The 12894-nt window shown below is 40.7% G+C and carries 23 protein-coding genes; 5 read left to right on the plus strand and 18 right to left on the minus strand.

Going from position 1 to position 12894, the window contains the following annotated elements; all coding sequences use genetic code 11:
- Positions 1-17: 17 nt before the first annotated feature.
- The 14 genes from K1I80_RS08865 to K1I80_RS08930 form a co-directional block, all read right to left on the minus strand.
- On the minus strand, positions 18-254 hold the full coding sequence (locus tag K1I80_RS08865) for an asparagine synthase (protein WP_223313610.1): 237 nt from the start codon (positions 252-254) through the stop codon (positions 18-20).
- 1 nt (position 255) lies between these two features.
- Positions 256-726, minus strand: a complete 471-nt coding sequence (locus tag K1I80_RS08870) for a hypothetical protein (RefSeq protein WP_223313611.1) — start codon at positions 724-726, stop codon at positions 256-258.
- Between the two features lie 49 nt (positions 727-775).
- Positions 776-1048: a hypothetical protein gene (locus tag K1I80_RS08875; RefSeq protein WP_223312739.1), complete on the minus strand. Its 273-nt coding sequence runs from the start codon at positions 1046-1048 to the stop codon at positions 776-778.
- A gap of 44 nt (positions 1049-1092) precedes the next feature.
- Positions 1093-1239: a hypothetical protein gene (locus K1I80_RS08880; RefSeq protein ID WP_223313612.1), complete on the minus strand. Its 147-nt coding sequence runs from the start codon at positions 1237-1239 to the stop codon at positions 1093-1095.
- Between the two features lie 3 nt (positions 1240-1242).
- Positions 1243-1632 carry a hypothetical protein gene (locus tag K1I80_RS08885; protein WP_223313613.1) on the minus strand — a complete coding sequence of 130 codons (390 nt, stop codon included), beginning with the start codon at positions 1630-1632 and terminating at the stop codon, positions 1243-1245.
- Positions 1625-1900, minus strand: coding sequence for a hypothetical protein (locus K1I80_RS08890; RefSeq protein ID WP_223313614.1), 276 nt, complete (start codon positions 1898-1900; stop codon positions 1625-1627). Before K1I80_RS08890 ends, K1I80_RS08885 begins: the two co-directional genes overlap by 8 nt.
- On the minus strand, positions 1897-3126 hold the full coding sequence (locus K1I80_RS08895; RefSeq protein ID WP_223313615.1) for a replication initiation factor domain-containing protein: 1230 nt from the start codon (positions 3124-3126) through the stop codon (positions 1897-1899). Before K1I80_RS08895 ends, K1I80_RS08890 begins: the two co-directional genes overlap by 4 nt.
- A 258-nt stretch (positions 3127-3384) precedes the next feature.
- A complete protein-coding gene (locus K1I80_RS08900; RefSeq protein ID WP_223313616.1) occupies positions 3385-5055 on the minus strand; it encodes an FtsK/SpoIIIE domain-containing protein in 1671 nt (556 codons plus the stop codon).
- Between the two features lie 49 nt (positions 5056-5104).
- A complete protein-coding gene (locus K1I80_RS08905) occupies positions 5105-5509 on the minus strand; it encodes a hypothetical protein (RefSeq protein ID WP_223313617.1) in 405 nt (134 codons plus the stop codon).
- 12 nt (positions 5510-5521) lie between these two features.
- Positions 5522-5839, minus strand: coding sequence for a hypothetical protein (locus K1I80_RS08910; protein WP_223313618.1), 318 nt, complete (start codon positions 5837-5839; stop codon positions 5522-5524).
- A gap of 90 nt (positions 5840-5929) precedes the next feature.
- Positions 5930-6157 (minus strand): TetR family transcriptional regulator, encoded by a 228-nt coding sequence (locus tag K1I80_RS08915; RefSeq protein ID WP_223313619.1) that lies wholly within the window; start codon positions 6155-6157, stop codon positions 5930-5932.
- Between the two features lies 1 nt (position 6158).
- On the minus strand, positions 6159-6413 hold the full coding sequence (locus K1I80_RS08920) for a hypothetical protein (RefSeq protein ID WP_223313620.1): 255 nt from the start codon (positions 6411-6413) through the stop codon (positions 6159-6161).
- 26 nt (positions 6414-6439) lie between these two features.
- On the minus strand, positions 6440-6730 hold the full coding sequence (locus K1I80_RS08925; protein ID WP_223313621.1) for a hypothetical protein: 291 nt from the start codon (positions 6728-6730) through the stop codon (positions 6440-6442).
- Between the two features lie 161 nt (positions 6731-6891).
- On the minus strand, positions 6892-7164 hold the full coding sequence (locus K1I80_RS08930; RefSeq protein WP_223313622.1) for a hypothetical protein: 273 nt from the start codon (positions 7162-7164) through the stop codon (positions 6892-6894).
- A gap of 263 nt (positions 7165-7427) precedes the next feature.
- Between K1I80_RS08930 and K1I80_RS08935 the strand changes: the two genes are divergently transcribed.
- Entirely contained in the window at positions 7428-8330 is a 903-nt protein-coding gene (locus K1I80_RS08935) for a beta family protein (RefSeq protein ID WP_223313623.1), read from the plus strand.
- Here the strand turns inward: K1I80_RS08935 and K1I80_RS08940 are convergent.
- A complete protein-coding gene (locus K1I80_RS08940; RefSeq protein WP_223313624.1) occupies positions 8325-8930 on the minus strand; it encodes a sce7726 family protein in 606 nt (201 codons plus the stop codon). The genes K1I80_RS08935 and K1I80_RS08940 overlap by 6 nt on opposite strands.
- On the minus strand, positions 8921-9118 hold the full coding sequence (locus K1I80_RS08945; RefSeq protein WP_223313625.1) for a hypothetical protein: 198 nt from the start codon (positions 9116-9118) through the stop codon (positions 8921-8923). Before K1I80_RS08945 ends, K1I80_RS08940 begins: the two co-directional genes overlap by 10 nt.
- 115 nt (positions 9119-9233) lie before the next feature.
- Here K1I80_RS08945 and K1I80_RS08950 point away from each other — a divergent pair, with 115 nt between their 5' ends.
- Positions 9234-9596, plus strand: a complete 363-nt coding sequence (locus tag K1I80_RS08950) for a hypothetical protein (RefSeq protein WP_223313626.1) — start codon at positions 9234-9236, stop codon at positions 9594-9596.
- Here the strand turns inward: K1I80_RS08950 and K1I80_RS08955 are convergent.
- The gene (locus K1I80_RS08955; protein ID WP_223313627.1) at positions 9559-9789 is read right to left on the minus strand and encodes a hypothetical protein; all 231 of its coding nucleotides are present in this window, start codon (positions 9787-9789) and stop codon (positions 9559-9561) included. The two genes, K1I80_RS08950 and K1I80_RS08955, sit on opposite strands and share 38 nt — an antisense overlap.
- A 909-nt stretch (positions 9790-10698) precedes the next feature.
- Here K1I80_RS08955 and K1I80_RS08960 point away from each other — a divergent pair.
- The 3 genes from K1I80_RS08960 (at position 10699) to K1I80_RS08970 (ending at position 12011) form a co-directional block, all read left to right on the plus strand.
- Positions 10699-10863 carry a hypothetical protein gene (locus K1I80_RS08960; protein WP_223312719.1) on the plus strand — a complete coding sequence of 55 codons (165 nt, stop codon included), beginning with the start codon at positions 10699-10701 and terminating at the stop codon, positions 10861-10863.
- 372 nt (positions 10864-11235) lie between these two features.
- Positions 11236-11565, plus strand: a complete 330-nt coding sequence (locus K1I80_RS08965) for a helix-turn-helix domain-containing protein (RefSeq protein ID WP_223313628.1) — start codon at positions 11236-11238, stop codon at positions 11563-11565.
- A gap of 14 nt (positions 11566-11579) precedes the next feature.
- Positions 11580-12011 (plus strand): ImmA/IrrE family metallo-endopeptidase, encoded by a 432-nt coding sequence (locus K1I80_RS08970; RefSeq protein ID WP_223313629.1) that lies wholly within the window; start codon positions 11580-11582, stop codon positions 12009-12011.
- 41 nt (positions 12012-12052) lie between these two features.
- Here K1I80_RS08970 and K1I80_RS08975 read toward each other — a convergent pair whose 3' ends face one another.
- Positions 12053-12502 (minus strand): hypothetical protein, encoded by a 450-nt coding sequence (locus K1I80_RS08975; protein WP_223313630.1) that lies wholly within the window; start codon positions 12500-12502, stop codon positions 12053-12055.
- Positions 12503-12894 lie beyond the last annotated feature (392 nt).

Raw genomic sequence — 12894 nt, forward strand, 5'->3', positions numbered from 1 at the left:
CTCCTTTACTTTTACTGTTAGGCTCCAGTCAAGCGAGATACAAAGCTATTATAGGCTTCTATATCTCCCCGCATGCCATCTGCTTGCTCTTGCGTGAGATAGCCCAGCTGGACCCATCTTTGCAGCTCCCGAAAAGACCAGTACAAAGCCTCTCCGAAAGACAACTGATTTTCAATCAATTCATCTCCCAGCCAAACACTGTAAGGATTTTCCTCCTCTGCTCGCCGGTCCTTTTGAATGGTATAAATCCTCATGTCAGACCTCCTCCACATAGAAACCTCTGGGAGTATTAAGCACAATCCCTTTACTGATATAAGATTGAACCGCCGTCGGCCAGTTACTGGCCTGATAAAAGAATGTGACAACCTTATCCATATCCGCCTCTTTCAAAAGATACTGCATAAGCTCTACTTCATCTTTGCTCACAAACTTAAAGTTATGAGCCATCACAAAGATAAAAGACTTATGAGCTTTGAATAAATACTGAACTAAGTAATCATCCCCCTCATAGCGATTGGCAATCATATTTTTCAAGATATAGGCCTCCTGAAGTGACATATTTGTATCTACTCCCCAATCAGAGAAGCCAGAAACAAAAAAATCCTCCTCCTGGATGCCTCTTTCTTCCATCCTCCGACGGACCCCCTCAATACTGAACTTCATCAAATCCAGTTGACACAGCTCAGAACTGGAACCGTCCGATCGAATTCGTATATTGGCAATCATTCTGTCTTCCTCCTTCCAAATAAAAAAAGAGAGGCGCAACGCCTCCCTCTTATTCCATCTGGGCCATCTTCCCGCCGACAGCGGTCATGGCTTTGTGAGCCTGATTCACAATATCATTTTGATGGTAGTAGTCTCTGACATACTTTTCCAAGGCCTCCACCATGTAGTCTGGTAAAGCCAGATCGTCTTTCTTCTTGACTAGGCCATATAACTGCCCCATAACCGGCCAAGCCTCACTATACTTATAATTAACCAGCAATTCTCCGGCTTCCTTTGCAAGACCCAAGACCTTCTTATCCGTTTCACTTCGTGTTTGTGCCATCTGTTTTATCCTCGTTTCTTTCAAATTCTCTGATCCCAACTAATTCAAACAGCAACAGGAGGAGGGCGGGACTTGCCTTTTTCTGTCCGTTTCAAGAACAAGCCCATAAGCTTTTCTTGTACCAGCTTATCCGAAAAAGCCATCCGCACCCACTCCAGCATACCAAGTGGCTTCCAAAAATGATAAAACACGCTCTACCTCCTTGTCTTTGATTCTAGTAAGAACTTCTCTTTGTGGTATTTAGCCGCCAAAAAGAGAAGCCAGAGCACCTGCTGGCTCCTCTCCAGTTCCAACATTTTTTCTTCTAACCGGCGACGCTTGCCATCTGCCAGGGCTTTCAGCTCTCCCAGATATTGCTTAATCAATGAACTAAGCATTTCCCGGTCAGCCGGCCGCTTGAACTTCCTCACTTCCTGAACAAGTTCTTGAATATCTAACTGATAATCTCGGTAGGTTTGATTCTCCTCCACTTCTGGAGAGTAGAAGCAGCGGTCGGGAATCAAGTGAACCAGATTCTTTATAACAATGGTCAAATCTTCCTTTTCCTGTAATTGCTCTTTCAATACTGGATTAAAATTAATCATCTCCCCTCCTTTGTTTAGTCGTTTCTACTAAAGCCGTCACCCCCTCCGGCATCCGATCCCAATCAATCTCGCAATCCCGCAGAAAGCGAGGCCGTGCCTTGGGCTCAAGCACTGGAATCTGCAATAAACGATAAGACCCCCGATAGGTAGGAAAATACCGACTGGCAAAGACCAGATCCGTTTTACCAGCTACCTTAACAAATAAACGCTCACGGTCCACGACCGCCATATTATCAGGAGTAATATACTCTACCTTTTTATTATTCAAACTGCCACCTCCTTGCTTTCATCTTGCAGCCATTCCAGTTCTTTCAAGCGTTTTTCTGGAATCTCTGCATATTCGTCTATCTCCTCCAGTCGGCCAGAGCCAGTGACTGCCTCGACTTCCTCCAGGAACTTTCTAGTGCCAGCCACCACCCGCTCATACCAGCGGTACTGCTTTTCTGCAATCGCCACCTCCTGAGGAGCGGTCACAAACTGACAGGCTTTCAGGCTTCCCATGAGCTTGTACCAATCGGGGTCTAAGACCAGGCGCTTGCCTTTTCTGACATAAACGTGGAGTTTATCATTGATAACTCCAACCGCCTTTCTCGCCATATCTTCCCGCTGATAGTACCACTCCAGCAGGAAATCATGAGACTTGTCACCGAACATCCGGACTTCATAGCGGTTTTTATAACCGTATAGCTCCCGAATGGTTTCCAAGGAAACCTTGGACTGGTGAGCCTGCTCAAAGTCTTTCTCATAGAAATTGAGCAGGACCGCTGACTGTCTGGAGCCAAAATAGACTGAGCAGCCATCTGCCTGATTCTGGGTTTCCCCATCAATAAACTTGAAAGAGCGCATTTTGGACTGAATCAAGCCCCGCTCTTTTTTCTCTTTTAGTTGGTATAAGTTATAGTTTCCCTCCTCCTTGTTATAACCCTCATCCAGTGAAACATCTAGCCGGGTAATCTTGAGAAAATCCGCCGCCTCCTCTGGGGCCTTGGTTTTCCTTTTAGCATAAGCCAAGGCTGCCTCTAAAACCTCCTGCCAGGTCCGGCCGTTCTGCTCGTTTTCTAAGTACCATTCAAATTCTCTGCACCCCCGACCAGTCATCTCAACCAGCGTCCCCATCTCGCTATCTTTCTCTGAATGGTAGACATTGATAAAATTGAAATTCTCAAGAGCGCTATAGCCATAGCGGCCAAAGTCATGCTGGATAAAGGGTTTCTTCTTGAGGCCAAAGACCTCATCTATCACCCCCAGCCAGTCCAAGGTCCGAAAGCGGAAGCGGATATAGTCAATCCGTCCCGTCAAGCGGACACTGGTTTCTTTATTCAGTGCCAGCAGTTCCTGCAAGGGCAGACCCACCTTTTTAAAAGGCACCGTGTCTTTTCCCAAGTAGCGGTTATAGGTCGCCGGCGAAACCGTCAAGAGCTTACTAAACTCTTTCTTGGAAAAACCCAAGTAGAGCCGCAGCCGCTCCATATCCTTTGTTTCAATCTCTTTCATACAGCATAGATTCACCTTCCTTTTTTAGTCTTTCAGTCTTTCGACTTTAAAAACCGCTGAAAGTCCCTCTTTCAGCAATTTTTAAAATCGCCTTGAGGCTTAGAACTTCAAGGCATTCATGATTTTGTGATTCACCGTAACCCCCTTATTAACATACAGGGGGTTACATGAAAGCAGCCCGCCTCACGGCCGGCTGCTTTCAGCTAGAGAGAAGCGCCCAGCGCCTCACCGCTCAAGCTGGCGCTGTTCGCTCTCTCCCTAGCCAAACTGCTCCTGGACAATCTGCTTGTAAGACTTGTCAGAGCGTTCCTTCTCCTCAAAAACCTGACGGAAAGCCGCCAAGTCCTTTTCTTTGATGACTGGACTACCTGCTTCTCCAGTCTCAAAAACATAGGCTCCCTCTTTTAAGAGGTCAAAGACCGTCCGGACATTCCGGTCCGTTAAGTCAGAAAAGTCCCCCTGCAGGACCTGCAGGGCTTCCTTGCGGGTCAAAATTCGATTTTCGGACACCGGCAAAGGAATATCCGGTGCAGGCTGACCTTGACTGCCTGCCTCCAGAGGATCAAAGGGATTTTCAATCCGCTCATACGTTTCAAAGAGGTCATAGAAATTGAAATCTTTGGTAATCAAAGGCGCATAGAACTCTTGAGCCTGTTCACCGAAATTGGCACAATAGCCCCGGCCATAGACCCGTTTACCTGCCAAATGAGTGACATTACGGAAATTTTTATTTTTGTTTTCCTCTCCAAACATAGCCGCATAAGCATATTCATCTAGGCGGCCCATGGTGACATGGAACATCATATTGGAGCGGATTTTCAGCGGCAAATCATCACGGCCAGGGCGCTGAAAGGCTTTAATCAAATAACAGCCTGCCTGACGGCCCTTCAAGGTCACATTGTCATCTGCTTTCCTGAATCGCTCCCATAAACCATAAGAATCATTCCCATCAAGAGCAGACATAAAGGCATTGACCTCATCATGAATGAGAAAGACCGGTTTTAGGTCATACTTTTCAAAATTCCCTAATTCTTTCTCCCCTCGCTCCTCCATGAGCTGATTCATGTAGGCATAGCGGGCCTCCATCATCTGTTCAAAACGCTCATACATGGCCACAATGTCTTCCTTGGTATAAAAGACCCGGTCTTTAAAAACGTCCAGTCGGGCCAAAGGAACGAAATCTGCATGTTTCGGGTCACACAAGTAAGCAGCGCCTTCTTTCCCCGCACCAACCAAGAGAGAGCGCAGGAAAACGGTCTTCCCGCCGCCAATTCCACCGCCCAGAAGCAAGTTGGGATTTTCCACAAAATCCCAATAAACAGACTTGGATAGCTTTAACCCTTTGCCTTTTACCATTTTTACATCTCGTGCATGAATCCGGTTGAGGTAAGCTGAGTAAGCCAGCTTATAGACAATAAACTTTTCTTCATAGGTATCTTCGATATAGTCCATAAAGAAGGTCGTTTCAAATTCCCCTCCCAGCTTTAAAAACCGATCCTGGAACTTAGAACCGGACAGCTCCAGCATGACCTCCAATTCATAGCGGCCTTGTCTCAAGTAAACCTTAGGGAACCTGATTTTACTTTTCTTGCCAGCTTCTTTCTTCTTTTTCTCATAGTAATAGCCCCGCTCATAGAGATAGCGGGCCAAGACACTCAAGCGAAAAAGCTTTTTCCAGAAAAGCAAGCGCTCCTCTAAGAAACGATTCAAAAAAGCGACCAAAAAGAAGTTCAGTAAAAACCCTGCTCCCACCATCAGCAGTAAAGCCTGATTCAGAGCCTGAACATCTTCCATGCGAAGATAAAGCAAAAAGCCCAGAGCCAGCCATACAGGAAGCAGCAGCAGGCTATACAAGATTAGGGGAATTTTCATCATCCAAGGGCGAATCCGGACCCCCTTGTAACGGAAAATAGAGCGCAGAACAGACATCTTTCCTCCTTCCTAGTCCAATAAAAAACTGAATCAGATTGATTCAGTCTTACCCTTTATTTTCTTGAGGTTTGTCTGCTTTTGGAGCAGGAGCAGCCGCCTTCTTAAAACCATCTACCCGCAGGGCAAAGCCGTAGGAGCGAACTTCATAAGGATCCGCATTTCGCTGGGTAACCGTCCGATTAAAATTGTAAATAAAAGGACTAGCCTTCCCCATCACTTCAATTTCGGACATGAAAGGAACTTCTTCGGGCTGGTAGCCATCCGGCAACTTCAAGCCAATCACATCATTGAGCTTTTCAGAAAAGACTTCAATGTGGGTAGCGTGAGCCTCTCGCTCGCCATCTTCGGAAATTTCAAAGGCTTCCCGGAAGCCGACAAAGGTCAGCTTCCCAAGGTTAACCACGTTGTAAGGATCGGTACTGGTATTAAATTTTTCTACTGCAAAGGTCATCTGGTTTCCTCCTTATTTTGCCAATTTTAACTTCTTTGCCTCAAAGACAATTTCATCTTTGGACTTGCCACGAGAGCGGACAGAGCCAACGGTCATGACCAGACCGGTCAGGCTCTCAATCTTCTGCATTCCTTTGTCCTTAGGAATATCAGAGTTTTCCAGGCCATAAACCCGAATCCGAACCCCATTTTGCACATCCCCGCTGACTTCAAAGTCGCGGTAAGCGTCAGCATAGGTCGTCGCTGGTCGTTCTGTAAATCCAGGCAGGACAAAGAGCCCTGTCTTTCCAATCACTTCTTGTCCCACTGGGAGCTTTTGTAAATCTGCCATATCAATTTTCCTCATTTCTTTTGTTTTTTCCTTCTGCTTCTGCTTAAAGAGCAGCAGCAGGGGCACGAGCCAAAATCATCTTTACACCTCCTAGAAGCCCAAATATTCCTTTTTCAACCGGCGCTTATAACTGTTTCGACAGTCCATGAGCCGCTTAGAAAAACCATCATGATGATCATGACGGTGAAACAGTGCATCCATCTCTCCAAGCGCTCCCTGGTAGCACTGCTCGCAGTGCGCCGGGTCGCCCTGGTACATCCGCATAGAAAATCTGAATTTCTCCAGAATTCCCTCAAAGCGATTTTCAAAATATTCCATGTCATCCACCTTTCTGCAGTTTCCAATACTGCTTTTCAATCGCTCTTTTATACGGCAGCATGAGAGACTGGGTCACGATTTTATCTCTTTCAATAGATTGTTTACTCAATCGCTCCAAAGCTTCTAAACTGCTCTTGCAGAGCCGCTTTAACATCAGCTTACTATTCTTATAAATTTCAAAGGAAAAGCAAAAGTTATTGTAGATTCTACGATAACCCAATTGATAGTAAGCAATTACCACTTTATCATGATTCATTCCAATTCATTCAGTCTCCTTCCTCCTTAATCAAAACAAAGACGATAGTCCGACATAGCTGCATGGACTTTCTTCAAGCTCTCTTCCAGCTGCCAGAGTTCATCATAAATTTTTCGTGCGTCAGCTGTCCTGAGGATTCGACTTTCCCCAAAGAAAGGATCTTGAATCCTCAGGACATAGCCAGCTTCTGTTTTTCGGACACTGCCTGAAAATTCAGTGCTAGCATAGTTGTCATACAACTTTAAAAACCGACTTTCAATTCCATCTACAACCAAAGCCACAAAAGTTTCATTCAGAATTTCTTCAAATAAATCCATGTTATCCTCCTTTACTCAAAAAACTGAAAAAGCTTATTTAAAAGACCAATGGTAAAATTTGGGTCTATCACTGTAACTATTGCCAAAGAAATCATAAGAAACACTATCGAAAAAATAAGCATATCCACGAAATCATCCATACACTTTCACCTACTTTCTAATCAAAAATTTAAAACCCATTTTACAAACTGGATAAACTGAAAAATTAAAAAACCATACCAAAGAATCAATCCAACAAGTAAGAGTATAGCCAACAGAATCAGCAAACCCACTTCAAAAACAGCCGCAATTTTACTAATATACTCTAAAAATTTATCAATTCTCTCAAGCCTCACCCCTTTTTCTCTCATCAGTCCATAAAGCAAAGTGAAAGGAATCAACACCATTCCAATACAGAGAACTACTTTAACAAACAAATAAAGAATAAAGGTCATATCCCTCTCACCGCCTTTCCAATCAGGAACACCAGCAAAAGAAAGACAAAAACTGAAAGAGAAGCCGACAAAACTAGTACACTCACAACAAACAGCAGCAGCTTCTTCATCATACCATCACCTCATTTCCATAAAATAAAAAAAGACAGGCAATAAAACAACCTGTCTCAATAACAAACTTCCTAGGATAAATAAAAGCAACTATGGTACCCTTGATTATTTTTCTAAAATATTGTATCTTAAATATAAAAGGAGGAATGCCTATGTATATTATTACCGTCAGACCCAAAGCAGGAGAGCTAAATGCTCTATCTTTTATTCCTGAACACTATCGAAATCAACTCATACCAAACTTTATTATTTCAGCCGAAGAAGATATGAATAAGATTATTCAAAAATATCCTCATCCTATTTGGGTTGATATAAGGGAACTACAAGATTTTCACAAACTGCCTTCTATTGAACAGCGGATCCAAGAAAATGATGAATATATCCATGCTAAAATTGTCTATCCATTATCTTATGTTCTTCAACATTTAGTTGAACCCAAACATTGTGTGCGATTTACTCCACAAGATTTATCGGATGATTATAGCTGGTTAGAAAACTATCAACATCAGCTCCCTCACAATATCCTCATTGACTTTGGTTACATCTCAGAAATTCCTAATCAGAATATAAAAAATAACATCACCAAACTTATCAATTTCTTAGGCAATCGAAATATTGTCGTTGCCTCTGGTTCTATTCCAGAAAATTTAGGAATTAGTCGGACTACCAATTTCAATCAACCGAGATATGAAAAACAGTTTTACCAGCAACTCTCTGCACAAAGCCCAACTCCAATTATCTATGGAGATTACGGAACAGTATCTCCTGTTTCTAAGCTAATAGACACAAATGAAATAATTGTTGCAACTGTACAATTAAAGTATACACGTGAAAGAGAGTATCTGTTTGTAAGAAATGGAAAAAGAAAAGCTCCATATGATATTAAAAGTGTTGCACAAGAACTATCACTTTTATCTGAATTCAATGAAAATCACTGTATGGGTGAAAATCAAATAAGAAGCATCTCATTGGGAATACTGCGAGGAAGTCCCACAACTTGGGTTAGTATTGGAATGAATCATCACATCATGTTATGTATTGAGGAAAATCTATAACAGTTCTCCATCCTTATACAAAGTCCGGACATCATAGCCTTTAAAAATAGAGCGGGTAATTTTTGTAATTTGCTTTTGTTCTATTTTTGAACTTTCTTCATTAATCATAGCAATAATATCTTGCTTAATCATTCCTTGGACAGCTGTTCGGCTAAATTGCTTCTGAAAACGAGGAATTTCTTTCGTAATATACTTCAAATCATTAGCTGGAAGGAAAAAAATAAATTCATCAAAAGACCAATACGGATTTCGTTTTGCTTGACGTTGAAACTCAATCAAAACGGATCCGTTTTTTTCTGTCGCAACAATGATTCCCCAATGTTCCGGAACATATTCATGAACTTTGGAAGCGAATTTTTGGCCTACAACAATATAATTCTTTTCAAGGTAAATATCATATTCCTTAATCTGGGATGGCAGCCGTTGAAGGGAATCCACATCACTTTTTATTTCATAACCTGTAAAATGTCCGTTTACAACAACAACATCCGCACGAGCTTTACTGGAAGGCAAAACAAACTCCTCATAAATTTTAGAATCCTTATAAGTTTGTAATCTCTTCAAAAGAGCAGCTCGTATTTGTTTATCATTTAATGCCATGGTAAGCCTCCTTCTTCATTATTGATTATTTTTTGACCTTTGTCAACACTTACGCCGATAGGCATAAAAGAAACTCTGAAATTTTTTCCTCTACCAACTTCTCCTAAAACTAGAATATGTGGGTTAGTATCAAGCTTTGGAATATCTTCTTTGCCTGCTTTCAATCTACAAAAAATTTCTTTCTCCAATTATATCTCACCTCATTTCTATAAAATTAAAAACCAACTCCTGGCTAGCTGTATCATCTGCTTAAAAGAGTAGAAAAAATGTTATAATGAACCAAAAACATAAGGAGAAAACTACATGGCAACACTTTCTGATGACCAAAAGAAGAATTACATAGACCAAGAAATAGGAAAAATCATTAATCCTTACCGAAGAATCATAAAAGACTATGCTTTACAAAGACGAGTTGCAGCAGTTGAAGAATTCACAGTAGAACTATTTCAGCAATTAGAAAACTTCATTAACTTGCGTTTTCAAAAATCTTCTCTCTTTCTTGGGAAATACCGTTCCCAAACTCAACCCATCAAAAATCGAATTTTTTCAGTATCAGAAGATACTGAAGCAGTCGAAACATTGCCTCAGTATTTAAACCAACTGCATGGCTTCACAGTTGAATTTCTTTCTATATATTCTCACCTGCTTCGTCTATCAGATGATTAAGCGCCTGCTCCATTACCTGAGTAAGAGCAGCCCGATATTCTTCAACAGCCTGATCATAAGCATCCACTAATTCTTCTGGAACTTGTTCCAACCAGGCTACATCAAAATTTCTCACTGACTTAGCAAATGGCAACCGGAACTCTTTTTCTCGGCCCACCTCTGCAATAAATTTATACAACTGTTCACGATTCATTTAATAACCTCGCTTTCCAAACAAAAAGCGAACCATCTATTCAGACAATCCGCTGTAAAACAACATTCAATTCATTACACATTTTTCTACTCTCCTAAACAGGTTATCATCCGCTTAAAAGAGTAGAAAACCAGTCAAAACATGGTATAATATATCTGATAATACCAAAATAATCTCTCTCCTCCTTAATAGATAACCTGAAAGCAAACTTTGAACAGCTTTTGACTTCTTCAGAGTTATTCTATTTAAAGGAGGTAAAGAGATGATTATCTTGGATATTATCAAAGGTTTGTTTCTCCTAACATTCTGGATCATAAAATCTATTTTCAGATTCTATGCTGGTATGTTCAGTGAACAACCAGAAATTACACTTGTTCTGACTGTCATTATTGTGATTAGTTGGTTCTTGTAATTTCAAGCCAGGCTGCGGCCTGGTTTTTTGTTTTCTACTCTCCTAAACAGATGATATCTGCTTAGTGCATGCTCGTATCTTGACATGCTTTTCACTTCCGTCGAACTACAAAAGTTACTCCCCGAATAAGTCACGAATTCAACCCCGCATCACCAGGCTCTCTTTCTCACCTTATCCATTAGCAAGCCTACAAGGTAAGCTCACACACCGCCCGCATATAGTTCTACTCAGCTATCCGCCTCTACCACGTTTTCACCAAATAGTGCCTCCACCTCTCGGTAGCAGTTCCTTGTGATTTATCCAAGCCAGCTCACAAGGCTAAAAGCTGGTGCGTGTGTGCTAGATTTGTCAGAACCTAGTTTTGACTTCTTAAAATTTTCTGGTATAATAGAGATGAAAAAACTAAAACCGAATACAAAATCAATCCTCGGGCAGATGGTAACACCCCTTGGGTGATTTTTATTCTCTAGCATACACAGATTTTTAAGGAGAAGATGATGATATTTTTTGAAATTTTAACAACCATTCTGGCAGCGCTAGTAAGACTGACTTGGAAAGCAGCGAAATGGCTTTTTCTCAACTATCTCGCTTTTCTCCAGTATTACTTTGTCCCGACAGTTATCGTGACCATCATCATGATACTGTCTTTCTGGCTGCAATGAATCTATCTTCTCGTCAAACTAGGCTCAAACAAACCTAGAACAACTCCAGTCCCGCTTTTAACCCTCTAACCGATAACCCTTTGACATATCGTCAATTTTAGGTTATAATAATAGTTGCTAAACTTTGGTGTGTTGGTTAGTTTCAGTGGAAACTGTCTGACGCACTTTTATTCATTTTTCAAAGAACAAACCTAAAATCTATATCGTCAACCTTACTTCTCAATACTTCACTTATCTAAACATAACGTTGAGCAAGTTTTGACTAGATTTTAATAACAACCTTAAGTTGTTAAATACATTATACACCCATTGGTTGTATTTGTCAAGAGTTTTTTTGAAAAAATTTAAAAATTTTTTAAAAAGGATAAAACTATGTTTTCAGAGCGGTTAAAAGAACAAAGAAAGCAAGCTAAATTGACACAAAAAGAAATAGCTGCTCAAATAGGAGTTTCCCAACAGGCATATCAAAAATGGGAAAAAGGCGATAAAAAGCCAACCCAAGACAAGCTAACTAAAATAGCTGAACTTTTTGATGTATCTATAGACTACCTGCTGGGAGCTACTGACGACCCCCGGACACAGGCAGAAATTGACATTGACGAAGCTATAGAAAACTCTGTTTCCTATGATGGAAAACCCATCACAGACAATGATCGAGAAATCATCAAAACCTTTTTAAAAGAATATTTCCACGGCAAATAGATAGAAAGTAACAAATGGATTTACCCCAGCTTATTCGTAAAAGCGAAAGGGACGGATTTTTGATTATTTTCAAAGATAAGCTTGATAGTCCGGGAAGATTAATAGCCCACCCCTCAAAATCAATTATCATTGTCAATAACAAGTTACCAGATTATGCCAAAATCAATGTGATTCTTCATGAGTTAGCACACGCCAAACATAAAGACCCTGAAAATATTTTAAGTCAAGTACCTACTTTTCTACATCATATCGAAACCCGGGCAGAAAAGAAGCGAATCACTGACTTCATGAAACTAATTAATCTGGAAACCCCCATTGACGAAAATTTCAACTATCTAACCTATATGCAAAATGCTTTTATAGAACCTCAGTTTGAAAATTTTGTAAAGGAAACCGCACGAAAATTATATGAGGAGAATAAACGGAAAAAATCATTTGATGGGTAAAATAAAAAAGAACTAATATCAGTCCTTTTCTTTATATCTATCTAATTATTTTCATAATCCCATTCAGTCATCTTCTTTGCCTTTTTATAAACTTCAGAACTTTTCTTGACATAATCGTCATTATCAAAAGTCAATACACCATCTTTTAAAACATAAGGATACTCATGTGAAGTAGTCTGCTTAACAATAATCACCTGTTTTTCAGTATCCACACTCCACATATCCCCCTCATTTTCATCACCATTTTTCACCCAAAAAGCATCCTTAAACAGAGCCGTTTTCCCATCAACCTTCAGGATATTGTCTTCAATTACCGTATTGCTTTGCCGGTGATAAACATAGTAGATACCATCTAGGCTATCTCCCAAACCTACGGAGCTGCCATTAGCATTGATAGCAATCAGGTACACTACAAGAGCAACAGCTGCTAGTCCTCCAATAAGGCTCCAAGTAAACTTTTTATTGAATACTTTGTCTTCTTGTTCTTCCATTGTTCCACCTCCAAACACTCTATAGATATTATACCATAATTTTTTCTAAAAATCAGTGACACTTGACAAACTATCTAAAACAATATATAATAATGACACTAGGAATTGTGCTCACTGCACACCCAAACACCCCAACTACTGCGAATAGATGGGGTGTTTTTTTATGTTCCTTACGGTTTAAACAGGGTTGGTTAGGCTAGTCATCTCGGTTGTCCTTGCTATCTAGCCATTTGCAAATGAAATAGGCGATTACATTTGCTGCGACAGCAAGTAAGAGCTCTAGGAATTGGCTCACTGATACCACCCCCTTTCGTTTCTCAACGAAAGTTGAGAGATGATACCATCATTATATCACAAAATAGACAAAATAAAATGTACAAACAGGAATTGAT

The organism is Streptococcus sanguinis (assembly GCF_019929225.1).
GTDB classification, from domain to species: Bacteria; Bacillota; Bacilli; order Lactobacillales; family Streptococcaceae; genus Streptococcus; species Streptococcus sanguinis_J.

Excerpts from the sequence above, each read along its gene's own strand:
- K1I80_RS08970 (WP_223313629.1), top strand. The coding sequence starts at position 11,580 with ATGGATTTACCCCAGCTTATTCGTAAAAGCGAAAGGGACGGATTTTTG.
- K1I80_RS08895 (WP_223313615.1), bottom strand. The coding sequence starts at position 3,126 with ATGAAAGAGATTGAAACAAAGGATATGGAGCGGCTGCGGCTCTACTTG.
- K1I80_RS08885 (WP_223313613.1), bottom strand. The coding sequence starts at position 1,632 with ATGATTAATTTTAATCCAGTATTGAAAGAGCAATTACAGGAAAAGGAA.
- K1I80_RS08940 (WP_223313624.1), bottom strand. The coding sequence starts at position 8,930 with ATGGCATTAAATGATAAACAAATACGAGCTGCTCTTTTGAAGAGATTA.
- K1I80_RS08975 (WP_223313630.1), bottom strand. The coding sequence starts at position 12,502 with ATGGAAGAACAAGAAGACAAAGTATTCAATAAAAAGTTTACTTGGAGC.
- K1I80_RS08930 (WP_223313622.1), bottom strand. The coding sequence starts at position 7,164 with ATGACCTTTATTCTTTATTTGTTTGTTAAAGTAGTTCTCTGTATTGGA.
- K1I80_RS08955 (WP_223313627.1), bottom strand. The coding sequence starts at position 9,789 with ATGAATCGTGAACAGTTGTATAAATTTATTGCAGAGGTGGGCCGAGAA.
- K1I80_RS08870 (WP_223313611.1), bottom strand. The coding sequence starts at position 726 with ATGATTGCCAATATACGAATTCGATCGGACGGTTCCAGTTCTGAGCTG.
- K1I80_RS08915 (WP_223313619.1), bottom strand. The coding sequence starts at position 6,157 with ATGGAATATTTTGAAAATCGCTTTGAGGGAATTCTGGAGAAATTCAGA.
- K1I80_RS08910 (WP_223313618.1), bottom strand. The coding sequence starts at position 5,839 with ATGGCAGATTTACAAAAGCTCCCAGTGGGACAAGAAGTGATTGGAAAG.
- K1I80_RS08950 (WP_223313626.1), top strand. The coding sequence starts at position 9,234 with ATGGCAACACTTTCTGATGACCAAAAGAAGAATTACATAGACCAAGAA.
- K1I80_RS08865 (WP_223313610.1), bottom strand. The coding sequence starts at position 254 with ATGAGGATTTATACCATTCAAAAGGACCGGCGAGCAGAGGAGGAAAAT.
- K1I80_RS08925 (WP_223313621.1), bottom strand. The coding sequence starts at position 6,730 with ATGGATTTATTTGAAGAAATTCTGAATGAAACTTTTGTGGCTTTGGTT.
- K1I80_RS08920 (WP_223313620.1), bottom strand. The coding sequence starts at position 6,413 with ATGAATCATGATAAAGTGGTAATTGCTTACTATCAATTGGGTTATCGT.
- K1I80_RS08935 (WP_223313623.1), top strand. The coding sequence starts at position 7,428 with ATGTATATTATTACCGTCAGACCCAAAGCAGGAGAGCTAAATGCTCTA.
- K1I80_RS08875 (WP_223312739.1), bottom strand. The coding sequence starts at position 1,048 with ATGGCACAAACACGAAGTGAAACGGATAAGAAGGTCTTGGGTCTTGCA.
- K1I80_RS08900 (WP_223313616.1), bottom strand. The coding sequence starts at position 5,055 with ATGTCTGTTCTGCGCTCTATTTTCCGTTACAAGGGGGTCCGGATTCGC.
- K1I80_RS08965 (WP_223313628.1), top strand. The coding sequence starts at position 11,236 with ATGTTTTCAGAGCGGTTAAAAGAACAAAGAAAGCAAGCTAAATTGACA.
- K1I80_RS08960 (WP_223312719.1), top strand. The coding sequence starts at position 10,699 with ATGATATTTTTTGAAATTTTAACAACCATTCTGGCAGCGCTAGTAAGA.
- K1I80_RS08905 (WP_223313617.1), bottom strand. The coding sequence starts at position 5,509 with ATGACCTTTGCAGTAGAAAAATTTAATACCAGTACCGATCCTTACAAC.